The sequence below is a fragment of the Enterovirga rhinocerotis genome (assembly GCF_004363955.1).
Classification (GTDB): Bacteria; Pseudomonadota; Alphaproteobacteria; order Rhizobiales; family Beijerinckiaceae; genus Enterovirga; species Enterovirga rhinocerotis.
Map to the genome: position 1 here is coordinate 200,093 of NZ_SNZR01000013.1, position 22,998 is coordinate 223,090.

Annotated in this window: 20 protein-coding genes; 10 read left to right on the top strand and 10 right to left on the bottom strand. The window is 69.7% G+C overall.

Translation table 11 applies throughout. The annotated features are described in order from the left end of the window. Positions 1-54 precede the first annotated feature (54 nt). The 3 genes from EV668_RS12695 (at position 55) to EV668_RS12705 (ending at position 2,706) form a co-directional block, all read left to right on the top strand. Positions 55-639 (top strand): AAA family ATPase, encoded by a 585-nt coding sequence (locus tag EV668_RS12695; protein WP_133770562.1) that lies wholly within the window; start codon positions 55-57, stop codon positions 637-639. Positions 640-730: 91 nt separating this feature from the next. Then, positions 731-1,453 (top strand): SDR family NAD(P)-dependent oxidoreductase, encoded by a 723-nt coding sequence (locus tag EV668_RS12700; RefSeq protein WP_133770564.1) that lies wholly within the window; start codon positions 731-733, stop codon positions 1,451-1,453. A 53-nt stretch (positions 1,454-1,506) separates the two neighbouring features. After that, entirely contained in the window at positions 1,507-2,706 is a 1,200-nt protein-coding gene (locus EV668_RS12705; protein WP_342636831.1) for an ABC transporter substrate-binding protein, read from the top strand. A gap of 17 nt (positions 2,707-2,723) precedes the next feature. Here the strand turns inward: EV668_RS12705 and EV668_RS12710 are convergent, their stop codons facing one another. The 3 genes from EV668_RS12710 to EV668_RS12720 form a co-directional block, all read right to left on the bottom strand. Beyond that, complete coding sequence (locus EV668_RS12710; RefSeq protein WP_133770568.1) at positions 2,724-4,661, bottom strand: CocE/NonD family hydrolase; 1,938 nt, start codon at positions 4,659-4,661, stop codon at positions 2,724-2,726. Positions 4,662-4,856: 195 nt separating this feature from the next. Continuing rightward, complete coding sequence (locus EV668_RS12715; protein WP_166652447.1) at positions 4,857-6,416, bottom strand: tannase/feruloyl esterase family alpha/beta hydrolase; 1,560 nt, start codon at positions 6,414-6,416, stop codon at positions 4,857-4,859. A 171-nt stretch (positions 6,417-6,587) separates the two neighbouring features. Beyond that, positions 6,588-7,781 carry a pyridoxal-phosphate-dependent aminotransferase family protein gene (locus EV668_RS12720; protein ID WP_133770569.1) on the bottom strand — a complete coding sequence of 398 codons (1,194 nt, stop codon included), beginning with the start codon at positions 7,779-7,781 and terminating at the stop codon, positions 6,588-6,590. 272 nt (positions 7,782-8,053) lie between these two features. Between EV668_RS12720 and EV668_RS12725 the strand changes: the two genes are divergently transcribed. Further along, entirely contained in the window at positions 8,054-10,963 is a 2,910-nt protein-coding gene (locus EV668_RS12725) for an FAD-binding and (Fe-S)-binding domain-containing protein (RefSeq protein ID WP_133770571.1), read from the top strand. A gap of 70 nt (positions 10,964-11,033) precedes the next feature. Beyond that, entirely contained in the window at positions 11,034-12,122 is a 1,089-nt protein-coding gene (locus tag EV668_RS12730; RefSeq protein WP_133770573.1) for an alanine racemase, read from the top strand. 25 nt (positions 12,123-12,147) lie between these two features. Here EV668_RS12730 and vapC read toward each other — a convergent pair whose 3' ends face one another. Continuing rightward, positions 12,148-12,537, bottom strand: a complete 390-nt coding sequence (gene vapC, locus EV668_RS12735; RefSeq protein ID WP_133770575.1) for a type II toxin-antitoxin system VapC family toxin — start codon at positions 12,535-12,537, stop codon at positions 12,148-12,150. Continuing rightward, complete coding sequence (locus tag EV668_RS25755) at positions 12,534-13,031, bottom strand: type II toxin-antitoxin system VapB family antitoxin (protein ID WP_425359621.1); 498 nt, start codon at positions 13,029-13,031, stop codon at positions 12,534-12,536. The genes vapC and EV668_RS25755 overlap by 4 nt, the downstream gene beginning before the upstream one ends. Here EV668_RS25755 and ribA point away from each other — a divergent pair. Further along, the gene (gene ribA, locus EV668_RS12745; protein ID WP_133770579.1) at positions 12,916-14,028 is read left to right on the top strand and encodes a GTP cyclohydrolase II RibA; all 1,113 of its coding nucleotides are present in this window, start codon (positions 12,916-12,918) and stop codon (positions 14,026-14,028) included. The genes EV668_RS25755 and ribA overlap by 116 nt on opposite strands. Before the next feature lie 9 nt (positions 14,029-14,037). Here ribA and EV668_RS12750 read toward each other — a convergent pair whose 3' ends face one another. From EV668_RS12750 to EV668_RS12770, 5 genes are all read right to left on the bottom strand, one after another. After that, positions 14,038-14,793 carry a phosphatase PAP2 family protein gene (locus EV668_RS12750; protein WP_133770581.1) on the bottom strand — a complete coding sequence of 252 codons (756 nt, stop codon included), beginning with the start codon at positions 14,791-14,793 and terminating at the stop codon, positions 14,038-14,040. A gap of 24 nt (positions 14,794-14,817) precedes the next feature. After that, entirely contained in the window at positions 14,818-15,906 is a 1,089-nt protein-coding gene (locus EV668_RS12755) for a TRAP transporter substrate-binding protein (protein WP_133770583.1), read from the bottom strand. 114 nt (positions 15,907-16,020) lie between these two features. Further along, positions 16,021-16,485 (bottom strand): PTS IIA-like nitrogen regulatory protein PtsN, encoded by a 465-nt coding sequence (gene ptsN, locus EV668_RS12760; protein ID WP_133770585.1) that lies wholly within the window; start codon positions 16,483-16,485, stop codon positions 16,021-16,023. A 73-nt stretch (positions 16,486-16,558) separates the two neighbouring features. Then, complete coding sequence (gene hpf / locus EV668_RS12765; RefSeq protein ID WP_133770587.1) at positions 16,559-17,143, bottom strand: ribosome hibernation-promoting factor, HPF/YfiA family; 585 nt, start codon at positions 17,141-17,143, stop codon at positions 16,559-16,561. A gap of 71 nt (positions 17,144-17,214) precedes the next feature. Then, complete coding sequence (locus EV668_RS12770) at positions 17,215-18,054, bottom strand: TrmH family RNA methyltransferase (protein ID WP_245513144.1); 840 nt, start codon at positions 18,052-18,054, stop codon at positions 17,215-17,217. A gap of 154 nt (positions 18,055-18,208) precedes the next feature. Here EV668_RS12770 and EV668_RS12775 point away from each other — a divergent pair, with 154 nt between their 5' ends. The 4 genes from EV668_RS12775 (at position 18,209) to glgX (ending at position 22,993) form a co-directional block, all read left to right on the top strand. Further along, a complete protein-coding gene (locus EV668_RS12775) occupies positions 18,209-18,484 on the top strand; it encodes a DUF2934 domain-containing protein (RefSeq protein WP_133770591.1) in 276 nt (91 codons plus the stop codon). A 14-nt stretch (positions 18,485-18,498) separates the two neighbouring features. Continuing rightward, positions 18,499-19,236 carry a trehalose-phosphatase gene (gene otsB, locus EV668_RS12780; RefSeq protein WP_133770593.1) on the top strand — a complete coding sequence of 246 codons (738 nt, stop codon included), beginning with the start codon at positions 18,499-18,501 and terminating at the stop codon, positions 19,234-19,236. A 217-nt stretch (positions 19,237-19,453) separates the two neighbouring features. Beyond that, entirely contained in the window at positions 19,454-20,908 is a 1,455-nt protein-coding gene (locus EV668_RS12785) for an alpha,alpha-trehalose-phosphate synthase (UDP-forming) (RefSeq protein WP_245513146.1), read from the top strand. A gap of 18 nt (positions 20,909-20,926) precedes the next feature. Further along, on the top strand, positions 20,927-22,993 hold the full coding sequence (gene glgX, locus EV668_RS12790; protein WP_133770597.1) for a glycogen debranching protein GlgX: 2,067 nt from the start codon (positions 20,927-20,929) through the stop codon (positions 22,991-22,993). Positions 22,994-22,998: the final 5 nt, after the last annotated feature.

The window sequence follows — 22,998 nt, forward strand, 5'->3', positions numbered from 1 at the left end:
CGCGGAAAACCGGTCGTGCGGTCACGGCCTGCTCTCCGTGCGAACGGCCTGGACGTGGTCCCCACCTCGAGCGATCCAACATCCCGCTTCGTCGTGCTCACCGGCGGTCCCGGCTCGGGCAAGACGACGCTGATCGACCGGCTCGCCGCGCGAGGCCATGTCACGATGCCGGAGGCGGGCCGGGCCATCATCCGCGATCAGATGGCGATCGGCGGGCAGGCGCTGCCCTGGGCCGATCGCGCGCTCTTCGCGGAGGCCATGCTCGCCTTCGAGATGCGCTCCCACCGCGCGGCGGAGGACCTCGCGGGACCGGTCCTGTTCGACCGCGGCGTGCCGGACGTGATCGGCTATCTCCGGCTCTGCGGCCTGCCGGTGCCGCCCCATATGGAGGAGGCCGCGCGGCGTTTCCGCTATGGGCAGCCCGTCTTCGTCGCCCCACCGTGGCGGGAGATCTTCGTGCAGGATGGCGAGCGGAGGCAGGATTTCGACGAGGCCGTCCGGACCTTCGAGGCGATGCTGAAGGTCTATCGCGATTGCGGCTACGATCTCGTCGAACTTCCGTGCGCCTCCGTCGCGGAACGGGCCGACTTCGTGGAGAACAGACTGCGCGTGGGCGCTGCCTCTAGCCGGGATCGATGATCGGCGGCGTGGCCTGATCTGCCCGGCTGACATCCTGCGGGAGCGCGTCGAGGCTTGATTATCGAGGGTCGATCGGCTCTTGCATCGACCCATGGAAAACTTCTTTCGACTCGACGGGCAGACGGTGCTTCTCACGGGAGCGGCCGGGGGAATCGGGCGCGCGAGCGCCGTCGCTTTGGCCGCGCAGGGCGCGCATGTCGTCCTGACCGATGTCGGTGCGATCGATCCCGACTTCGTGGCGTCGCTCGGCGACCGAGCGACGGCGATGCGCTGCGACGTGACCGACCGGGCGTCGGTCGCGGCTCTTCAGGAGGCACTGCCCCAGGTCGACGCGATCGTGCTGGCCGCCGGCATCCTGCCCTTCGACGATTGGCTGGATGACGGCTGGGATGCCTCGTTCGAGCGGGTGATGGCCGTCAACGTCAAGGGCGGCCTCAACATCCTGCGCGCCTATTTCCCGGGGATGTGCGAGCGGGGTTCCGGGCGCGTCGTGTTCGTCGGATCGGCGTCGGGGCGGATGGGCGGGATGCAGGCCGGGCCGCATTATGCCGGCTCGAAGGGAGCCGTTCACACGCTGGTGCGCTGGTTCGCGCAGCGTGGAGCGCCGCGCGGCGTCGGGGTCAACGGCATCGCGCCGGGCAGCATCGAAACCGACATGCTCGCCGGACAGCCCTTCACGGCCGACCGCGTGCCGGCAGGCCGGATGGGCCGTCCCGAGGAGATCGCCTGGCCGATCGCCTTCCTCTGCTCGCCGGCCGCAAGCTATATGAGCGGCGCCGTGCTCGACGTGAATGGCGGTTTGATTTTTTCATAGCGCCCGACAAACGGACAGGGCGCGACAACAGGGGAAACGGAATGAGGGTAGGGGTGTTTGGGCTCGCGGTCGCGTTGGCGATCGCGGGGAGCGCGGTTGCGCAGGCTCAGGTCAAGGTCAAGATCGGCGTCCTGAACGATCAATCCGGGATCGGGGCGGCTCTCGGAGGGCGCGGGTCCGTCGTCGCCGCCCAGCTCGCGGCCGAGGATTATCAGAAGGCCAATCCGGGTGCCGTGGTCGAGGTCGTGACGGCCGATCACCAGAACAAGCCCGATATCGGCGCCGCCATCGCGCGCCGCTGGTTCGACCAGGAGGGCGTGCAGGCCATCTTCGACGTGCAGACCTCGTCCGTCGCGCTCGCGGTGCACGATCTCGCCCGGCAGGGCAACAAGGTGCTCATCGCCTCGGGCGCCGGCACGGCGGATCTCACCGGCGCGCGCTGCACGCCCAACACCGTCCACTGGACCTACGATACCTGGGCGCTCGGCAACGCGCTCGGCCGCGCCACCGTGCGGGCCGGCGGCAAGTCCTGGTTCTTCATCACCGCCGATTACAGCTTCGGTCATGCCCTGCAGAGGGACACGAGCGCCGCCGTGAAGCGTGAAGGCGGCACGGTCGTCGGGCAGGTGCTGCATCCTTTCGCGACGACGGATTACTCCTCGCTCATCCTGCAGGCCCAGGGCTCGAAGGCGCAGGTCGTCGGCCTCGCGACCTCGGCCGGCGATCTCGTCAACATCATCAAGCAGAGCGCCGAATTCGGCGTGACGCAGAGCGGCCAGCAGGTGGCGGCCCTCCTCATGTTCATCTCGGACGTCCATGCCCTCGGCCTCGAGGTGACGCAGGGCATGACGCTGGTCTCGCCGTTCTACTGGGACCAGAATCCCGAGACCCGGGCCTGGTCCGAGCGGGTGGCGGCGAAGAACGGCGGCCAGATGCCGACCATGGTCCATGCCGGCGTGTATGCGGGGCTTCAGCACTACCTGAAGGCGCTCGAGACCATGCCGGAGGCGAAGCGGACGGATGGTGCCGCGTCGGTCCAGGCCATGAAGACGCTGCCGACCGAGGACATCCTCTTCGGCAAGGGCAGCATCCGCTCGGACGGACGCAAGCTCCACGACATGCACCTGTTCCAGATCAAGAAGCCGAGCGAGTCGAAGGGGCCCTACGATTATTACAAGCGCCTCTCCACGGTCTCCGGGCAGGATGCGTTCCGGCCTCTGTCCGAAGGCGGCTGCACGCTCGCCGCGAACTGATCGCGGGGCCGGTCGCGTCAGGGCGCGACCGGCAGTTCCAAGGAGCAGCGCGCGAGATCGAGCGTGAGGAGGGGCGGGCGGCCGTGCGGCACCTGCCCGCAATGGTCCGCATCCGCCCCGGCGATCGAAAGATGCAGCCGGCTTCCCGCCGCGATCCGCCAGGAGACCGGCAGGCAGGGGATGCGGATGCGCTCGAAGGCGCCCGGCACGAGGGGCTTCGCATCCGTGCGGGCGAAGGTCCGGAACGGCCAGCTCGTGCGGTAGGCGGGCGGGCAGGGCGTCTCGGCCCGGTGCAGGGCGCGGAGCAGCCCTTCGGTGACGTAGCGGGCGGTCCCGTCCGCCTCGATCTCGGTGATGTAGACGAAGAGCGCGGCGTCGGGTTCGCTCGATGCCAGCGTCAGGTCGACGAGGGCGTGGCCCGTCAGCGTCAGCGCTTCCGGGAACGGCCCGCTCTCCCATCCGGAGAGGCGGGCGACACGCTCCGTCCAGTCGGGATAGTAGTCCCGGCTGTCGATCCCCGCGATGCGCTCGTAGCGCGTGCCCGCGCCGGTGCCGAGCGAGAAATCGACCTGGACGGTGGCGAGGCTGCGATCCCTCCCCGCAGGGGAGGGCGAGTCGGCGTCAGCCGACCGGGGTGGGGCGCCGCAGCCGGGTTCTCCCCACCCCGGCTCGACGCTCCGCGTCGACTCGGCCCTCCCCTGCGGGGAGGGATCAGGACCCGACGGGAAGGCTCCAAGCCTCCCGCCATCCGCGAGCCCGAAAACCCGCGTCTGCCGCGTCGGCGGCCACGCCTCCGCCGCGTGCCAGGCCTCCTCGTGCATGGCGAAGGCGTGGACCTTGGCCTCGGCGTCGAGCCCGGTCTCGCGGCCCATCAGGTAATGGTCGAAGAAGCGCAGCAGCTCGGCGAGCCAGGGGAAGCCCGGCTCGGTGTTGCGGCGCCAGGGCGAGGTATCGATCCGGGCGCCGTGGTCCCAGGGGCCGAGGAGGAGATGGCGGGGGTTGTCGGTCAGCGTCAGGTGGCGCGCGATGGCGCCGTTCGCATAGCCCGCGCCGTCCCGCCAGCCCGAGACCGAGTAGATCGCGACCTCCGGCCGGATGCCGTCGCGGACCGAATAAGGGCTGAAGCTCGCCGAGGTGAACGAGGAGTCGTAGGGGAGGGCATCGTCCCGGTAGCGGAACTCGGCCATGAAGTCCGTCTGCCGGAAATTGCCGAGATGCTCGCGAACGGCCTCGCGCACGAGGAGGCCGTCCGGGTCGTCGTCGACCGGCTGCGGGCCCTCGAAGGTCGGGTCCGAGAAATAGGCGAATTGCTTCAGCACGTCCCGCCGGTCGTGATCGAGGCCGATCATGATCTCGTCGTAGACGCGCGTCAGGCCCGTCAGCAGGATGCCGCCCGGATAGTAGTTGTCGGCATAGGTGTCCCAGACCGAGAAGAGCGGCGCGATCGCCTTCACGGCCGGATGGCCGGTCGCGGCGAGGAAGTCGGCGCCCGCGCCGAGATAGGAGATGCCGGTCGAGCCGATCGTCCCGTCCGACCAGGGCTGGGAGACGATCCAGTCGGCGATCTCGCGCGAATCCTCGCGCTCGCGGGGCGAGCGGAAGCTGTCGCGCGTGCCGAAGCTCGCCCCCGTGCCGCGCGTGTCGACGACGACGACGGCGTAGCCGTAGGGCACGAAGGCGTCGCGATACTTGCCGGCATTGGGCGAGGGTTCGGAGGCCGAACCCGGCGCGAGCATGAAGCGGCGGTAATAGGGCGTGAGGATCAGGATGGTCGGCACCCGCCTCGTCTCGCCGTCGAAGCGCTCGGGCAGGTAGAGATCGATCGCGAGCCGGCAGCCGTCGCGCATGGTGAGATAGCGCGAGGCCGGCGCGCCGATCGCGGCGTCCTTGGTTCGCGTCTCGCGATAGGCGCCCGGCGGGATGCGCCAGGCTTCGGCGCCCTCGTGTGTGGTCATGGATTCCAACCCGGCTTCCTTCTCCCCTTGCGGGAGAAGGTGGCCCCCGGGCTTGTCCCGGGGGACGGATGAGGGGTGAAACACCTCGGTCGACGTGGAGTCTCCACCCCTCATCCGACCCTGCTACGCAGGGCCACCTTCTCCCGCAAGGGGAGAAGGGAGCGAGCTACCCGCAAGGAGACGGGTTCGCGCCCCTCACGGCGCCGCGCAGGCGAAGTTCGCTGGGTCCTTCGCGTCGCCGGAGCCCTTGTACTTGGCGACCTGCGGATAGGCGCAGACCGGGCGTGCCCAGAGCGTCCGGCCGCCCGCGACCTTCCTCATCTCGATCTGGTCCGGCGCTTGGCCCTGCTCGACCCAGCGCTCGAGCGCCGTCAGCGGGTCGATGCCGGTATCGGCGATGCCCGGCCCGTCCTGGCCGATGCCGCAATGGTCCATGCCGGGCACCATGAAGAGGCGTGCGAAATCCTTCGCGTCGCCGCCGGCCTTCCTGGACAGCGCCTCGTAATAATCGACCGTGAGGAAGGGCGTGACGAGCGGGTCGCCCCAGCCGTGATAGAACAGGATCTTGCCGCCGGCGGCCTTGAAGGCGGAGAGGTCGGCGCCCTGCACCTCCGCCGGCTTGTCGGGATCGAAGGTCGCCGCGTTGTAGACGCGCGCCATCGAGCCCATGCGGGCGGGATCCTTGTCGAAGTCGAAATCCGTGATCTTGAAGGCCGAGCCGGCCGCCGGATCGAAGGCCATGTAGCGGATGAAGTCCTGGCCGAAGAGCGGCAGGATCGCGGGCGCCGCGCCCGCGCCCGTGATCCAGCGGGCCCAATGGGGCTCGGAGCCCAGCGGCACGCCGCCGGGATAGAGCTGGCGGCCCCGGCTGTCCTTCGGACCCTGGTAGATCTTCGTCAGCGCGCCGACCTCCGTCTCGGTCAGGCATTCGGAGTTCTGGCCCGCCTTGCACTGGAGCGCGGCCGGCTTGAAGTCGCATTTGCGCGGGTCGGCGATCACGCCGTCCTTGACGCCGTCGGCCTCGTCGCAGGCGGCATAGACTTCGCGGCCGATGAACTTCGCCTTGTCGGCGGTGATGATGGGCTTGCCGTCCGCGCCGAGATTGGCCTTGGCCGTCCAGGCGAAGAAGGTCGCGACGAGGCCGGTATAGTCGAGCGCCGGCGCGCCGGAGATGATGCCGTCGAAATCCTTCGGGAAGCGCGAGGCCTCCATCGCGGCCATGCGCCCGCCGGTCGAGCAGCCGGCGAAATAGGCCTTCGTCTGCGGCTTGCCGTAGAAGGCGGCGACCATGGCCTTGCCGACCTTCGCGGTCTCGGTCACGGCGCGCTGGCCCCAATCCATGCGGGCGACGAGGTTGTTCTCGGCCCAGCGGCCATCCACCACGCTCGCGCCCCAATGGCCGCCATCCATGGTGGCGACGGCGTAGTTGCGGCGCAGGCCGTGATTCATCGCGTTGGTGAAGCCGGGGCTGTCGCTGAGGAGGCGTCCGCAGAAGCCGCCGCAGCCGGCCATGTAGAACTTGCCGTTCCAGTTCTGCACCGGCAGCCGGATCTCGAAATTGATCGCGGGACGGACATAGCCGAGCACGCGGCAATAGCCGGGCAGGTCGCCCGCCGCCGGCACCTCCGTCGAGGACAGGAGGTTGACGTCGTCGATCTTCTGGCCGGCGAGGGCGGCGCAGGTCTGGGCCTGGGCCGAGGCGGCCGTGCCGAGCAGCAGGAGCGCCGCCGCGCCCGCAAGGTGGATGAACCTCATCGATGTCCTCCCATCGTCCTGGCCGGGCTGGCCCGTTCTACCGCCGAAACCTGATCGTCCCTCGGGCACCGAACCGTCTTTGCGAGCGCAGCGAAGCCATCCGGACCGTCGGAGCACAGGGCCCCTCGGTTGCTTCGTCGGCTTCGCCTCCTCGCAAGGACGGCCCCCTCGTCACTCCGCCGCTTGCGCCATCCGGGCCGCGTTGCCGCCGAGGTAGTCCATCGCCGCCTGGACCCCGCCCGGCTTGTGCGGGATGCCGCAGGCGGCGAGGCCCATCTCGACGCCGGTCAGGACGCCCGTGACCATGAGCTCGTGGAAATCGCCGAGATGGCCGATGCGGAAGACCTTGTCGGCGAGCGGTCCGAGCCCGTTGCCGAGGGACATGTTGGAGCGCTCGAGGATCGTCGCACGCAGGGCGTCCGCGGAATGCCCCTCGGGCAGCCGCACGGCGGTCAGCGCGGAGGAATACTCGGCCGCATTCGCGCATTGGATCTCGAAGCCCCAATGGCGCACGCAGCGGCGCGTCGCCTCGGCCGCGCGGTCGTGGCGGGCGAAGACGTTGTCGAGGCCCTCCGCATGCAGCATCTCGATCGCGACCTTGAGGCCCTGCAGCAGGTTGGTCGAGGGCGTATAGGGGAAGTAGCCCTTGCCGTTGATCGCGATCATCTCCTCCCAGTCGAAGAAGGAGCGCGGCAGCGTCGCGGCCTTCGCGGCGGCGCGGGCCTTGTCCGAGACGGCGTTGAAGGAGAGGCCGGGCGGCAGCATCAGCCCCTTCTGCGAGCCGCCGACCGTGACGTCGACGCCCCATTCGTCGTGCCGGTAGTCGATCGAGCCGAGCGACGAGATCGTGTCGACGAGGAGAAGGGCCGGATGCCCGGCCTGGTCGATCGCCTTCCGCACGGCCGCGACGCCCGAGGTCACGCCCGTCGAGGTCTCGTTATGGACGACGCAGACCGCCTTGATGGCCTTCGCCTTGTCCTCGGCGAGCTTGGCTCCGATGACGGCGGCATCCACCCCGTGGCGCCAATCGCCGGGGATCACCTCCGCCTCGAGGCCGAGCTTCTTCGCCATGCGGCTCCAGAGGGTCGAGAACCAGCCGGTCTCGACCATCAGGATGCGGTCGCCGGGTGACAGCGTGTTGACGAGCGCCGCCTCCCAGGCTCCCGTCCCGGAGGCCGGGTAGATGACGACCGGGCTCTCCGTCTTGAAGATGGTCTTGATGCCGGAGAGGACCTCGAGGCCGAGCTTGCCGAATTCCGGGCCGCGATGGTCGATGGTCGGCTTCGCGATGGCGGCGAGGACGGGGAGGGGCGTGTTGGTCGGCCCCGGAATCTGCAGGAAATGGCGGCCGGGCTGATAGCTCACAGGCGTCTCCTCAAGATGCCGTTCTCTTTCACTTGGCCAGTGATCCGGTATTGCTAGGGGATGGTCAATCGTCCCGCCCCCGCCAGAGCATCCCACTTTCGGCCTCGCGGGGAGCGGCTGCGTGATCCCTCCCCTTCAGGGGAGGGCGAGTCGGCGCCAGCCGACCGGGGTGGGGTGCTGCCGCGGGCGGGTCGTCCCCACCCCGGATCGCTCCTTCGGAGCGACTCGGCCCTCCCCTGCGGGGAGGGATCAGGCGCGCGAAAGGCGGTCCGATGACCCTCTCCCGCGACACGGCGCTCGAGCGCCGGCTCGTCAACGCGCTCGAAGGGGAGGTGCGGTTCGACGCCTTCACGCGCGGGCGCTACGCGACGGATGCCTCGATCTACCAGATCATCCCGGCGGGCGTCGCCTTCCCGAAGACGCGGGACGACGTCGCCGCCGCGCTCGGCATCGCGCGGGAGGCGGGCGTGCCCGTGATCGCGCGGGGCGGCGGCACCTCGCAGAACGGCCAGCCGATCGGGTCCGGGCTGGTGCTCGATTTCAGCCGGCACTTCAACGCGGTCGAGGAGTACGACCCGACGGCCGGCACGGCGAAGGTCCGGCCCGGTCTCGTGCTCGAACACCTGAACACGCGCCTCCGCAAGGACGGGCTGTTCTTCCCCGTCGAGCCCTCGACCGCGAGCCGCTGCACCATCGGCGGCATGACCGGCAACAATTCCTGCGGCGCCCGCTCCATCCGCTACGGCAAGATGGTCGACAACGTCCTCGCCATCGAGGCGCTGCTGGAGGACGGGCAGGCGATCCGGGCCGGGATCCGGGGAGACAATGATCCAGGGATCACAGGATCACAGGATGCGGGCGACCTCGCCGACCGCATGGTCCGCCTCGCCGATCGGGAGCGGTCCGAGATCGAGCGGGTCTTCCCGAAGGTGCAGCGCCGCGTCGGCGGCTACAATCTCGACGCGCTGCTGCCGGCGCAGCCGAACCTCGCGAGCCTCCTCGTCGGCTCCGAGGGCACGCTGGCCCTGACGACGGCGGTGACGCTGAAGCTCTCGCCGCTGCCGACCCATCGCGTGATGGGCGTCTGCCACTTTCCCTCGTTCCGCTCCGCGATGGAGACGACGCAGCACCTCGTCGCGCTCGGCCCCGTCGCGGTCGAGCTCGTCGACGAGAACGTGCTGGTTCTGGGCGCCGACATCCCGCTCTTCCGGCGCACGCTCGCCGACATCACGCGCGGCCGGCCCAACTGCCTCCTTCTCGTGGAATTCGCGGGGGCCGATCTCGACGGTCTGAAGCGGGACCTGAAGCGCCTCGATGCCTGCATGGCCGATCACGGCTTCCCGAATGCCGTGGTCGAGGTCGTCGAGCCGGCGCGGCAGAAGCCGGTCTGGGATGTGCGCGAGGCCTGCCTCAACATCATGATGTCGATGAAGGGGGAGGGGAAGCCGATCTCCTTCATCGAGGATTGCGCGGTGCCCCTCGCGCATCTCGCCGATTACACGAGCGCCATCACCGACCTCTTCGCCCGCCACGGCACGCGCGGCACCTGGTACGCCCATGCCTCCGTCGGCTGCCTGCACGTGCGGCCGATCCTCAACATGAAGGAGGCGGGGGACGTCTCGGCGATGAAGGCCATCGCGGAGGAGGCCTGCGACCTCGTCCGCCGCTTCGAGGGCTCCCATTCGGGCGAGCACGGCGACGGCATCTCGCGCTCCGAATTCCACGAGCGGATGTTCGGCCGCCGCCTTGTCTCGGCCTTCGAGGAGGTCAAGGACGCCTTCGACCCGACGAACGGGCTGAACCCGAACAAGATCGTCCGACCGCACCGGATGGACGACCGCTCCCTGATGCGCTTCCCGCCCGGCTACGCCGTCGCCGAGCCGAAGCGCGCCGCGCTCGACTGGTCCGATTGGGGCGGCTTCGGCGGCGCCGTCGAGATGTGCAACAACAACGGCACCTGCCGGAAGATGGCCGGCGGCACGATGTGCCCGTCCTGGCGCGTCACGGGCGAGGAGCAGCATCTGACGCGGGGCCGGGCGAACTCGCTGCGGCTCGCGATCTCGGGGCAGCTCGGGCCGGGCGCCTTCACCTCCCCCGCGATGAAGGCGACCCTCGATCTCTGCGTCTCCTGCAAGGGCTGCCGCCACGAATGCCCGACGGGCGTCGACATGGCGCGGATGAAGATCGAGTTCCTGAATCACTACCATGCCGAGCACGGCCTGCCGCTGAAGGACAGGCTCATCGCCCATCTGCCGCGCTACGCGCCGATCGCGGCGAAGCTCGCGCCGCTCCTGAACCTTCGCGACCGGATCGGGCCCATCGCGAAAGCGACCGAGGCCTGGCTCGGCCTTTCCTCGCGCCGGACCCTGCCGCGCTGGGGCAAGCCCTGGCGGGAGACGGGCGAGCCCGCCCGGCCCGAGGCGGTGATCGGGGACGGGCGCGACCTCGTCCTCTTCGGCGACACCTTCAACCGCTATTACGAGCCCGAGAACCTCGCCGCCGCGACGCGCGTCCTCACGGCTGCCGGTTATCGCCTCCACCGCGTCGAGGCGAAGGGCGGCGGGCGGCCGCTCTGCTGCGGGCGGACCTATCTCTCGGCCGGCATGGTGGACGAGGCGCGGGCCGAGGCGCGCCGGACGCTCGATGCGCTGTCGCCCTTCGTCGCGAAGGGCGCCCGGGTCGTCGGGCTCGAACCCTCCTGCCTCCTCACCTTCCGCGACGAGTTCACGGCGCTCCTGCCGAAGGACGAGGCGAAGCCGCTGGCGGAGGCCGCCCTCCTGTTCGAGGAGGCCCTGGCCGCCGATCTCGCCGCGGGAACGGTCACGCTCCCCGCCGCCGACCAGGGCGGGCGCGTCGCCCATCTTCACGGCCATTGCCACCAGAAGGCGTTCGGCGCGATGGGCGCGGTCGAGACGGTTTTGCGGGCCGTGCCGGGCCTCACGGTCAAGCCGATCGAAAGCTCCTGCTGCGGCATGGCGGGCGCCTTCGGCTATGGTCGCGACACCATCGACGTCTCGCTCGCGATGGGGGAACTGTCCCTCCTGCCGGCCGTGCGGGCGGCGGGGGAGGACGACCTCGTCGTCGCCGACGGCACGAGCTGCCGCCACCAGATCCATGACGGGACCGGCCGCGAGGCGCTCCATGTCGCGCGGGTGCTGGATGCGGCGATGGCCGGCGGGTGAGAGGCGCACGACTCGACTTCGCCCCGTTTCACGGAAAGAAGCGGGAGCGACGAGCCTTCCGGAGCCCGCGATGACCTCAGCCCCCCTCACGCTTCCCGAGACGATCGCGCGCGATTACGGCACACCCTGCGCGGTGGTCGATCTCGACCGGGTCGACCGCAACATCGCGCGGCTCCAGGAGCGCTGCCGGGCGGCGGGGATCGCGAACCGGCCGCATATCAAGACGCACAAGAGCCCGGTCATCGCCGCGATGCAGAAGGCCGCCGGCGCGGAGGGCATCACCTGCCAGAAGCTCGGCGAGGCCGAGATCTTCGCCGAGGCCGGATTCTCCGACATCCTGATCAGCTACAACATCCTCGGCGAGGAGAAGATCAGGCGCCTCGCCCGGCTCGCCCAGCGGGCGGAGCCCATCGTCGCCGCCGACAATCCGGTCACGGTCGCAGCCGTGGCGGAGGCGGCACGCCAGGCCGGGCGCAGCCTGCAGATCGTCATCGAATGCGATACCGGCCGCAGGCGCGCCGGGGTCGAGACGCCGGCCGAGGCCGTGGCGCTGATGGAGGCGATCAAGGCCACCGGCCGTCTCGACTTCGCGGGCTTCCTCCTCTACCCGCCGGAGGGCGGGGTCGAAGGGGCCCAGGCCTTCCTCGACGAGGCGACGGCCGGCGCCCGCGCGCTCGGCCTCGAGCCGCGCATCGTCTCGACCGGGGGCACGCCGAATCTGCGCGATCTCGGCCGCGTCGCCGGCACGACCGAGCACCGGGCCGGCACCTATGTCTTCAACGACCGGATGATGATGGCGGCGGGCGCGGCGACGCTCGAGGATTGCGCGCTGACGATCGTCGCGACCGTGGTCAGCCGGGGCGGCGCGACACGCGGCATCCTCGATTCCGGCTCGAAGACCCTGTCGTCCGACACCGGCAAGCTCGACGGGTTCGGCCTCATCGTCGAGCATCCCGAGGCGCGCATCCACGCCTTCGCCGAGGAGCACGGCTTCCTCGACCTCTCGCGCTGCGCCGCGCCGCCGGACGTGGGGGACGTCGTGAGCGTCGTCCCGAACCATGTCTGCGTGGTGGTGAACCTGATGGACCGGCTCGTCGCGACGCGCGGCGGACAGGTGGTGGGAGAGATCCCGGTGGCCGCAAGGGGGCGGATCAGCTGAGCAGATCGCTCGGTGCCGCTGCGCGTCAGACGCAGCGCAGGCCGATGACCGGCGCCATGAGCGAGAAATCCCGGTCGTCATGCAGCAGCGAATGGCCGCGCAGCAGGCAGAAGGCCCCGATGATGATGTCGGCCGTCTTGCGCACGGTCACGCCTGACGCCCTGAGCCGTCGGTAGAGCCGCGCGCCCTCGACGGCGATCTCCTCGTCCAGCATGGCGACGATCGGGAACCGGCGCAGGTGTCGCTCCAGCCTCGCGGCATGGGGGTCGTCGCGAGCGCCCTGCAGGATTTCGAGGAGGATCAGGTCCCCCACGATGATCGAGCCTGGATCGATCAGGCTTCGAAGCCGCGTCACCGCCGCCGTGTTCTGCGATCTGAGCAGGGCGATCCAGACCGAGCTGTCGACGAGGATCATCGGCTGAGGATGTCGCGTTCGGCACGCATCTCGTCGAGGTTGCCGTCCCACCCCAGGCCGAGCATGTCTTCGATCGCCTGTCTCTGTCGCCGCGAGGACAGCAGCTCCCTCAGGGCGATTTCGACGGTTTCCTTCTTCGTCCGCGCGCCGGATACGGCCATCGCCTCGCTCATCAGGAGATCGTCGATCTCAATGTTGGTGCGCATTCCCCGCTCCTGATGTGTATTGAAGGGAGGAACTATACACCACTTCGTCATCCCGGCGATATCGTGTCGGCCGTTGGTATACGTTCGCCGCGCGCCGGCCTCGTCCCTAGGAGAGCCAGCCCTGCGCCGCCCGTCGGTTGTCCCGGCGCGGTCGCGAGTCCATATCCCCTTCATGCGTCTGACCCTCAGCCTGTCCGAGCCCCACGAGCGCACGAGCGTCGAGCGCGCCATCGCCGAAATGCGGATGGGCCGCCCCGTCCTGCTCGACGGGCAGGAACGCGGGAGCATTCTCGTCCAGGGCCTCGAGGATCTGACGCCCGAGCGCGCCGCCGAGCTCGACGTCATCGCGGCGGGCGCGGCCCGGCTCGTGCTGCCGGCCGCCCGGCTGCGCCGCCTCGGTCTCCAGCGCGAGGGTAACGGCGCGGTCGCCCTGCCCTCCGTCGACCCTGCCCGCATCGCGACGCTCGCCTTCGAGATCGATGCGCGCGTCGATGCGCCGGTCCATGCGACCGAGGCGCTCGACGAGGACGCGCTCGAACTCGCGCGGCTCGCCCTCTCTCTCCCGGCCATCGTCGTGATCCCGCTCGGGCCGTCCGTCGCGGCGGATGCGTCGGTCCTGCGGGTCGCCGCCTCGGCGGTGCACGGCTACCGCGCGGACCGCGTGCGCGATCTCGTCATGGTGGCGCGCTCGCCGGTCCCGCTCGCCGATGCGCACGAGACGGAGTTCGTGGTCTTCCGCGGGGGCGAGGGGCTCCGGGACCAGGTCGCGATCATCGTCGGCAAGCCCGACCCGGCCGAGCCGGTCATCATCCGCCTCCATTCGGCGTGCCTCACGGGGGATCTGTTCGGCTCGCTCAAATGCGATTGCGGCGACCAGCTCCGCACGAGCGTCCGCTACATGGCCGAGCAGGGTGGCGGCGTGCTGCTCTATCTCGACCAGGAGGGGCGCGGGAACGGCATCGCCAACAAGATCCGCGCCTACAAGCTCCAGGCCCAGGGCTACGACACCTACGACGCCGACGAGATGCTCGGCTTCGGCCCGGATCAGCGCCGCTTCGACTTCGCCGCGCGGATGCTGGAGCAACTCGGGATCCGGCGCGTCCGGCTCATCACCAACAACCCGGACAAGATCGAGGCCCTCGCGAAGTCCGGCATCCAGGTGGTCTCGCACGAGCGCGTCTTCGGCCGCACGACGGCCGAGAACACGCGCTACCTCACCTCGAAGCGCGACCGCTTCGGCCACCTGATCGAACTCGCCGGCGAGCGCCCGCGCAAGGACGGCTGAGGACGACCCTCAGCGTGGCGGCGGCGCGTCCGGAGGCACTTCGGGGCCGCGCCCCCGTTCCGGTTCCACCTGGCCGCGGCGCTGGAGCAGCAATGCTATGTACCAGCACAGGCAGGCCCAGGCCGCCCCGACGCACCAGCCGGCCAGCACGTCGCTCGGCCAATGGACGCCGAGATAGAGGCGCGAGAGGCCGATCGCGAGCGTCAGGATCACGGCGAGGGCGAGGAAGAACAGCTTGACCGGCAGCGAGGCGTGAATGCGCGCGAGAAGCGCGCCGATCGTGAGGTAGGTCACGGCCGAGAGCATCGCGTGGCTCGACGGGAAACTCGCCGTGTAGACCTGCATGCCGTGCGGCACGATGTCGGGCCGGGGCCGGTCGAAGCCCATCTTCAGCAGGGTCGAGATCAGCGTCCCGCCGCCGATGGCGGCCAGGACGAAGAGCGCCGCATGCCGGCGCCCCGTGAGCGCGAGGTAGATGACGGTCGAGAGCGTGATCAGGACCAGGATCGTGTTGCCGCCGAGTCCCGTCAGGTCCCGCGCCGCCTCCCGCACCCAGCCCGGCCCGATCGGCGTCGCCGGATCGGCCGCCGTCCGGAAGGCGAGGAGGATCGCGCGGTCGAGCGTCATCGTGTGGCCGTCGACGACCTGGCCGGCGATCGCGACGAAGGACCAGCCGAAGAGGCCGATCAGGGCGAAGGACAGGAGAGGCACCGCCTCGTTCAGGCGCAGGCGGCCCGTCACGTCACGGGCGAAGGCGACCGGCATATGTCCTCCGTCGACGCGCCCACGTCAGCCGCGCTGCGAATAGATGAAATAATCGAACGGGAATTCCCCGATCCGGAACCATTGCAGCTCCTTTTCGCGGAAGGCGTTCCAGTGATCGTGCATCGCCTTGAATTTCGGGTTCTTGGCGGCGATCTCGGCGTAGAGCTTCTGGGCCTCGCGATAGGCCGCCTCCATCACCTCGCGCGGGAAGGGCTTCAGCACCGCGCCCTGGGCCACGACCCGGCGCAGGGCGTCGGGGTTCTCGGCGTCGTATTTCGACAGGCACCAGAGATTGGCCTCCGCGCAGGCCGCTTCCAGCACGTTGCGATAGGCGTCGGGAAGCGCGGCGAGCTTGTCCTTGTTGGCGTAGAGCGAGAGCCCCGCCGTCCCCTCCCAGAAGCCCGGATAATAGTAGTACTTGGCGACCTTCATGAAGCCGAGCTTCTCGTCGTCGTAGGGCCCGGCCCATTCGACGGCGTCGAGTGCGCCGCGCTCCAGCGCCGGATAGATGTCGCCGCCGGCGAGCACCTGCGGCACGACGCCGAGCCGGGCGAGGATCTGCCCTCCCATCCCGGCGATCCGGAACTTCAGCCCCTTCAGGTCCTCGACCGAGTTGATCTCGCGCTTGAACCAGCCGCCCATCTGGGCGCCGGTATTGCCGGCGGGGAAGTTGACCACGTTGTAGTCGGCGAGGAAGGCACGGACCATCTGGAGCCCGCCGGCATGGAGCATCCAGGCATTGTGGTGGCGCGAATTGAGGCCGAACGGCACGGAGGCCTCGAACATGAAGGTCGGGTCCTTGCCGATATAGAAGCTCGACAGGGTGTAGCCGCACTCCACGGTGCTGTTGCCGACCGCGTCGAGGACCTGGAGCCCGCCGACGATCTCGCCGGCGGCGAAGACCTGGATCTGAAACCGGTTGTCGGTCGCCGCGGCGACGCGCTTGGCGATATAGGCGCCGGCTCCGTAGAGCGTGTCGAGGCTCTTCGGATAGCTCGATGCCATCCGCCATTTCACCTCGGGTGCCGCCTGGGCGAGGGCCGGGGTCGGAAAGGCGGCGGCGGTTCCCACCGCGCCGAGGCCCGCACCCGTCAGCAGCGAACGCCGATCCATCTCGATCCTCCCGATATCATTGCCGCCTGTTTAGCCGCTTATCGGAGCCGGCGGAACGACCCACCGGACCGGATCGGCCGAGATCGACGGGATCGGGAGACGAGACGGGCGGCGTCAGGCCGCCCGGGGCGCCTGTTCCTGGGTCAGCACGGCATAGAGCGCGCTCGCATCGCGCGCGGCACGGATGCGTTCATGGATGCCGGGCTCGCGCAGCATGCGCGCGATTCGGGCCAGGGCCTTGAGATGATCGGCGCCCGCGCCCTCGGGCGCGAGCAGCAGGAAGAGCATGTCGACGGGCTCGCCGTCGATCGCCTCGAAATCGATCGGGCGTTCGAGCCGTGCGAACAGGCCGAACAGCCGATCGAGCTTCGGCAGCTTCCCGTGCGGGATGGCGATTCCCTCGCCGATCCCGGTGGAGCCGAGACGCTCCCGCTGGAGGAGCGTGTCGAAGATCTCCCTCTCGTCACGGCCGACCAGGCGTGACGCCTGGGAGGCCAGATCGTGGAGCGCCTGCTTCTTCGAGGCGGACTTGAGCGCCGGGGCAATCGCCTCGGGCGACAGAAAGTCGAGCTGTCCCATGGGTTTCTGTGCGGATCCCGTTCCGAGGCGCGCCTCGACGGAGCTCGTAGCAAGCTCCCGGCCAATCGGCTTATCAACTATCCGTGGCTGGCGGGTCGACCCACCCGATCGAGCCATCGGTGCGGCGATATACGACGTTCATGCGCCCATTGCCAGCGTGCCGGAAAACGACGACCGGAACGCCCGACAGATCGAGCTCCATGACCGCCTCGCTGACGGAGAGCCGGTCGATGGGCCGCGTCGTCTCGGCGATGACGATGGGGTGATACTCGGGCGTATCGTCCAGCTCGTCCTCTTCGGGCGGCGCGGCGAAGATCGAATAGGCGCTCTCGACAGCGGCGGCGCGTGGGCCGTTCTCGCTGCCCAGCCGGTCCTTGATTCGCCGCTTGTGGCGGCGCAGCCGCTTCTCGATCCGCAGGGCCGACTGATCGAAGCTGGCATAGGCGTCATTGGCGAGACCGGCCGATTCCAGCCGCATGCCCGTTCCGAGATTGACCACGCAATCGGTCCGGAAACCGGATCCGTCGCGGGATACGACGACATGTCCCGACCCGCGGCCATCGGCATATTTCGCGAGGGCGGCGGTGACGCGCGTCTCCACCTGGGTACGAAGGCTCTCCCCGATATCGAGGTTCTTGCCGGACACCCTGATCGTCATGGTGCTTCCACCTCATTGTCTCGACGCGGAATCCGCGTCGAGGACTAACCTGGGTCCGCCGCCTCCCGTCGTCAATTCCGCGACGGCCGGATGACGGTTCCGCACGCCGCATGGAGGGCGATGCCCGAGGCCGTGGCGAGGTTCAGCGAATCGAAGCCCGGCGCCATGTCGATCCTGACGCTGCGCAGGCGCGAGAGGAGGGACGGCGGCAGCCCCTCGCCCTCCGTGCCGACCAGGAGCGCGCGCCGCGCCGGCCAGGCGACGTCGTGCAGCGATTCCGGCCCGGCCGGGCTGAGCGCGAAGACCTCGAAGCCGTGGCCGGCGAGCGTTCCGACCATCTCGTCGGCGGAGCCGCCGCGCGAGAAGGGCACGGTGAGGGCGGCGCCGACCGAGACGCGGATCGCCTTCCGATAGAGCGGATCGCAGCTTTGCCCATCGAGCAGCACCGCCGCCGCGCCGAAGGCTGCGGCGTTGCGGAAGACCCCGCCGACATTGTCGTGATTGGCGATGCCGACGAGGCCGAGGACCAGGGCCGGCCCGGCCGGCAGAAGGGCCGCCGGCTCCGGATCGGTGCCGCGGCGGCCGAGGGCGAGCAGTCCGCGATGGATCGGAAAGCCCGCGATCGAATCCATCACCCGGCGGCTCGCGACATGGATCGGTAGTTGGATCGGCAGGTCGATCGCCCCGCGACGTTCGGCCTCGGCCCGAAGTTCGAGGGCGGTCGCCGCGCGGCCTTCCGCCGCGAGGATCGACAAGGGCCGGAAGCGCGAGTGGGCGGACAGGAGAAGCCGCAGCACGACCTCGCCTTCCGCGATGAACAGCCCGTCCCGGCCGATGAGATCACGCTCGCGGATGTGACGGTAGGGCTCGATCCGCGGATCCTCCGCATCGTCGATCGGAATGAGGTCCACCTGCGATTCCCTGCCAACGTCCTCTGACGGACACGTCCCCGTCGTCTGCCCGTGGCAGAAAGCCCGGATCGGGAATGAGGTAGCATGGCGCATCCGAATCACCGACCGGAGGTGTCCGCGAGGTCGCCCGGGGTCGAGAACAGGAGGCGAGGCGATGTCGAACCGACATCACGAGCGCGTGCAGGAGCGCGCCTACCATCTCTGGCGGGAGAGCGGGGGCGAACACGGCCGGGCTTTCGACCATTGGCTACAGGCGGAGGAGGAGATCCGGACGGATCGAGCCGAGGCCGCGGAAGCGGAGCCTGCGAAAGCCAAGGCCAAGTCGGCGAAGGCCCCGAAAAAGGCGGAGAAAGCCCCGGGCAAGGGAGCCAAGGCCGCCTCCAAGGAGGCTTCGAAATCCCGGCCGAAGCGACCGGCGAGCTCCGCGTGAAGGGACCGCGGGATTTGGACGCCCCCTGGGCGCTGTTCCTCGATTTCGACGGAACGCTCGTCGACATCGCCGAACGACCGGATGCGGTCGTGGTCGAGGCCGGCCTGCCGGCCTCTCTTTCCGCGCTGTGGCAGCGGCTGGACGGTGCGCTCGCCATCGTCACCGGCCGGACGGTCGAGGTCGTGACGGGCTTCCTCGGCGATCCGGGCTTCGACGTCTGCGGCATGCACGGCCTCGAACGGCGGGTGGGCGGGCGCCTGTCCCGCCCGGACGGGCTCGCCGATCTCGGCACGGACGTCGCAGCCCTGCGCAGCGCCTTCGCGGATCGGCCCGGCGTGCTCGTCGAGGACAAGGGGGTCGGCGTCGCCCTGCATTGGCGGCTGGCGCCCGAGGCCGAGGCCGACGCCCTCGCGGCGATGGCCGCCCTCGCCGCCCGGCTCGGCGAGGGGTATCGCATCCAGGACGGCAAGGCCGTGCGCGAGATCGTCCCCGCCGCCTCCGGCAAGGGCGGCGCGATCCGCGCTCTGATGGAGCATCCGCCCTATCTCGGCCGGATCCCCGTCTTCGCCGGTGACGACCGGACCGACGAGAGCGGCTTCGAGGCGGTGAACGCGCTCGGCGGCATCTCGATCAAGCTGGGCGACGGCCCCACCGCAGCGGCGCATCGATTGCCCTCCGCGCCTGCGTTCCGAGCCTGGCTGCACCGCTGGGCCGAGGGTGTGACCGGCCCCTCCGACCTCCCTGCTTCGTGACCGTTCGGCGGCAGACCCGCGGCAAAAGCGAGGAACCATCTCGTTCTGCCAAGGTTAAGCTCATGGTTCAAAGAATGGGGGCAGGCCGGGAATGCAGCTCGGAACAGTGGATCGGGCACGAAACATGCGTGGGGAATTCGGGGTCTCAGCCATGACGTCGCTTCCCAAGACAACGCTCTCCCGAGATACGTTTCCGGGCTTCCTCTCGCGACGATCCGTGTTCGGACCTGGCCCGTCCGGCGGCAATCAGCGCCTGATCGTGGTCTCGAACCGGGTTTCGGTTCCGCGCGCCGGTGCGAGCGCCGGCGGGCTTGCCGTCGCGCTCGAGGCGGCGCTTCAGTCGAGCGGCGGGATCTGGTTCGGCTGGTCGGGAGAGACGCGGACCGCGATCGACGCGGATTCGCTGCATACCCAGCAGGTCGGACCCGTCACCTTCGCGACCACCGATCTCACGCGCCGCGACGTCGAGGATTATTACCTCGGCTATTCCAACCGGGCGCTCTGGCCGGTCTGTCACTACCGGCTGGACCTGTCGCGCTTCAACGAGCGCGAGACGCAGGCCTATTTCCGCGTCAACGACCTCTTCGCGCGCAAGCTCGCGGGCCTCGTCGGTCCGAGCGATCTCGTCTGGGTGCACGATTACCATCTCATTCCGCTCGGCGCCGCGCTCCGCGACCGCGGCCTGACGAACCGGATCGGCTTCTTCCTCCACATCCCGTGGCCGCCGCCGGAGGTGGTCAGCGCGCTTCCGGGCTATCGCCGCCTGCTTCAGGGCCTGGCGGCCTACGATGTGGTCGGGTTCCAGACGGAGCGCGACGTCGAGCATTTCGTCCGCTGCCTCGAGGAGGAGGGGCTCGGCACGTCGGAGGACGACGGCACGGTCGTCGTGGGCGACCGGAGGATTGAGGTCGCGTCCTTCCCGATCGGGATCGATACCGAGGGCGTGGCCGAAATGGCCGACAAGTCCGTCGGGCTCTCCTCGACCCGCCGCATGTTGGCGAGCCTCGAAGGCAAGCGCCTCCTCATCGGGGTCGACCGGCTCGATTATTCGAAGGGGCTCCGCGAGCGGATCAGGTCCTACGTCGCCTATCTCGCCGCCCATCCCGAGGAGAAGGGGCGGGTCAGCTATCTCCAGATCACGCCGAAATCGCGCTCCGAGGTTCCGGAATATGCCGAGCTGGAGCGGGAGGTCGCGACGCAGGTCGGCGAGGCCAACGGCGCGTGCGGCGATTTCGATTGGACGCCGATCCGCTACCTGACCCAGAACGTGCCTCACGCCACGCTGATGGGCCTCTATCGGATGGCGGATGTCGGCCTCGTCACCCCGCTGCGCGACGGCATGAACCTCGTCGCCAAGGAATTCGTGGCCTCGCAGGATCCTCAGGATCCCGGGGTTCTGATCCTGTCCCGCTATGCGGGGGCGGCCTTCGAACTCGAAGGCGGCGCGCTCATCGTCAACCCCTACGATGCCGTCGGGACCGCCGAGGCCATCGACCGGGCCCTGCGCATGTCCAGGGGCGAGCGGCGCGAACGGTGGGAGACGATGATGGATGTGCTGCGCACGCACACCGTCAACGCCTGGTGGCAGAACTTCCTCGCAGCGCTCAGCCCGGCGGAGGATGAACGGAGCGCTCCCTCCTCCTCCGGCGGTGCCTTCGGCGCGACCGCCTGACGGCTTCGCGGGATCGCCGTGCAGTCTCGGCGACCGACCGACTTCGTCCTGACGGGAGGACGGCCGGAGCCGCTCGGGGCGACGGCGGATGCCGATGGCGTGAACTTCGCGCTCGTCTCGGCGCATGGGACCGCTGTCGACCTCTGCCTCTTCGATGCGCATGGGGCCGAGCATCGGTTCCGCCTCCCGGCCCGGACCGGCGATGTCTGGCACGGCCGGCTCGAGGGCGCGGCGCCGGGCCTGCTGTATCTCTACCGTGTCCACGGTCCCTGGCGGCCCGACGAGGGGCATCGCTTCGATCCTGGGCGGCCGGTTCTCGATCCCTATGCGCGGCTGCTCTCGGGGCCCTATCGACCGGGCCCGCCCGGCCGGCCGCCCTTCCCGGCGCCCGATGCCGTTCCGCGCGGCGTCGTGCTCGGGCCGGCGCTGCCCGAGCCGCACCAGCGCCCGATGCGGCCCTGGCGCGACACGGTGATCTACGAGGCTCATGTCCGGGGCCTGACGAAGCTCCATCCCGCCATCCCGCCCGCCATGCGCGGGACCTATGACGCGCTCGGCCATCCGGCGATCGTCGATCACCTCTTGCGGCTCGGCGTGACGGCGCTCGAGCTCCTGCCGATCCAGTCCATCGCCGACGAGCCGGCGCTGCTCGCGCGCGGGCTCTCCAATTACTGGGGCTACTCGACCCTCAATTATTTCGCGCCCGAGCCGCGCTATTTCGGGCCGGCCGGACCGATCGGCCTCAAGCAATCGATCCGCCGCCTGCACGAGGCCGGGATCGAGGTGATCCTCGACGTCGTCCTCAACCACACCGCCGAGATCGACGAGCCGGGGCCGGTGCTCTCGTTTCGCGGCATCGACAACGCGCTCTATTACAAGCACCGGCCGGGCGAGCCGGGGCGGCTGCTGGATGTGACCGGCTGCGGCAACAGCTTCGATCTCGGCCAGCCCGCCGCGCGGCGCCTCGCGCTCGACGCCCTGCGCCACTGGGCCGACGAATATGGCATCGACGGGTTCCGCTTCGATCTCGCGACGACCCTCGCGCGCGACGACGGCCCCTTCGATCCGAACTCGGCCTTCTTCGCGGAACTGCGGGCCGATTCCGTGCTGTCGAGCCTGAAACTGATCGCCGAGCCCTGGGATCTGGGCGAGGACGGCTATCGGCTCGGGGCCTTCCCGGCTGAATGGTCGGAATGGAACGACCGCTTCCGCGACGGCGTGCGCGGGTTCTGGCGCGGCGATGCCGGCCAGCTTCCGCGCCTCGCCCAGGCCCTGTCGGGCTCGCGCGAGATCTTCGCCGGGCGCAGGCGCGGCCCCCGCGCCTCGGTCAACTATGTCGCCTCTCACGACGGCTTCACGCTGCGCGATCTCGTCAGCTACGCGGAGCGGCACAACGAGGCGAACGGGGAGGGCAATCGCGACGGGCACGGCCACAACCTCTCGCAGAATTTCGGTCACGAAGGCGACACGGAGGATCGGGACATTCGCGCGCTCCGGGCGCGCGCCGTGCGCAACCTGATCGCGACGCTGGCCTTGTCCCAGGGAGAGCCCATGCTGCTGGCCGGAGACGAGCTGTCGCGCAGCCAGGGCGGCAACAACAACGCCTATGCCCAGGACAACGCGACGAGCTGGCTCGATTGGGAGGCCGGCTTCGCGCATGATCCCGATCTTCCGGATTTCGTCGCCCATGCCGTCTCGCTGCGCCGAGGCTTTGCCGCGCTTCGGCGCGAGAGCTTCCTGAGGGGCGAGGACCGCGACGGAAGCGGCCGGCGCGACGTCCACTGGCTGACCCCGCGCGGCACGCAGCTCGGCTGGGAGGATTGGCAGGACTCCGGCAGCCGGTGCCTCGGCATGCAGATCGGCGACGACGCGCCCGATGGGCGCCGCCTGCTGCTCCTCGCCAATGCCGGGCCCGAGGCGGTCGCGTTCCGGCTCGCGGCGGAGGTGCCCGGCGGGCCCTGGCGGCCGATTCTCGACACGACGGAGCCGACCGGGCGGCCGTCCGAAACCGCTCCGATCCTCGACGGCGGAGGAACCTTCCCCTTGGCGCCCCGTTCGCTGGTTCTATTCCAGCAAGCGGATTGAGGGGG

What these genes read in the sequence shown, in the direction of transcription:
- EV668_RS12700 (WP_133770564.1), top strand. Translation starts at nt 731, where the DNA reads ATGGAAAACTTCTTTCGACTCGACGGGCAGACGGTGCTTCTCACGGGA.
- EV668_RS12710 (WP_133770568.1), bottom strand. Translation starts at nt 4,661, where the DNA reads ATGACCACACACGAGGGCGCCGAAGCCTGGCGCATCCCGCCGGGCGCC.
- EV668_RS12715 (WP_166652447.1), bottom strand. Translation starts at nt 6,416, where the DNA reads ATGAGGTTCATCCACCTTGCGGGCGCGGCGGCGCTCCTGCTGCTCGGC.
- EV668_RS12725 (WP_133770571.1), top strand. Translation starts at nt 8,054, where the DNA reads ATGACCCTCTCCCGCGACACGGCGCTCGAGCGCCGGCTCGTCAACGCG.
- EV668_RS12730 (WP_133770573.1), top strand. Translation starts at nt 11,034, where the DNA reads ATGACCTCAGCCCCCCTCACGCTTCCCGAGACGATCGCGCGCGATTAC.
- vapC (WP_133770575.1), bottom strand. Translation starts at nt 12,537, where the DNA reads ATGATCCTCGTCGACAGCTCGGTCTGGATCGCCCTGCTCAGATCGCAG.
- ribA (WP_133770579.1), top strand. Translation starts at nt 12,916, where the DNA reads ATGCGTCTGACCCTCAGCCTGTCCGAGCCCCACGAGCGCACGAGCGTC.
- EV668_RS25755 (WP_425359621.1), bottom strand. Translation starts at nt 13,031, where the DNA reads ATGCTCCCGCGTTCCTGCCCGTCGAGCAGGACGGGGCGGCCCATCCGC.
- EV668_RS12750 (WP_133770581.1), bottom strand. Translation starts at nt 14,793, where the DNA reads ATGCCGGTCGCCTTCGCCCGTGACGTGACGGGCCGCCTGCGCCTGAAC.
- EV668_RS12755 (WP_133770583.1), bottom strand. Translation starts at nt 15,906, where the DNA reads ATGGATCGGCGTTCGCTGCTGACGGGTGCGGGCCTCGGCGCGGTGGGA.
- ptsN (WP_133770585.1), bottom strand. Translation starts at nt 16,485, where the DNA reads ATGGGACAGCTCGACTTTCTGTCGCCCGAGGCGATTGCCCCGGCGCTC.
- hpf (WP_133770587.1), bottom strand. Translation starts at nt 17,143, where the DNA reads ATGACGATCAGGGTGTCCGGCAAGAACCTCGATATCGGGGAGAGCCTT.
- EV668_RS12775 (WP_133770591.1), top strand. Translation starts at nt 18,209, where the DNA reads ATGTCGAACCGACATCACGAGCGCGTGCAGGAGCGCGCCTACCATCTC.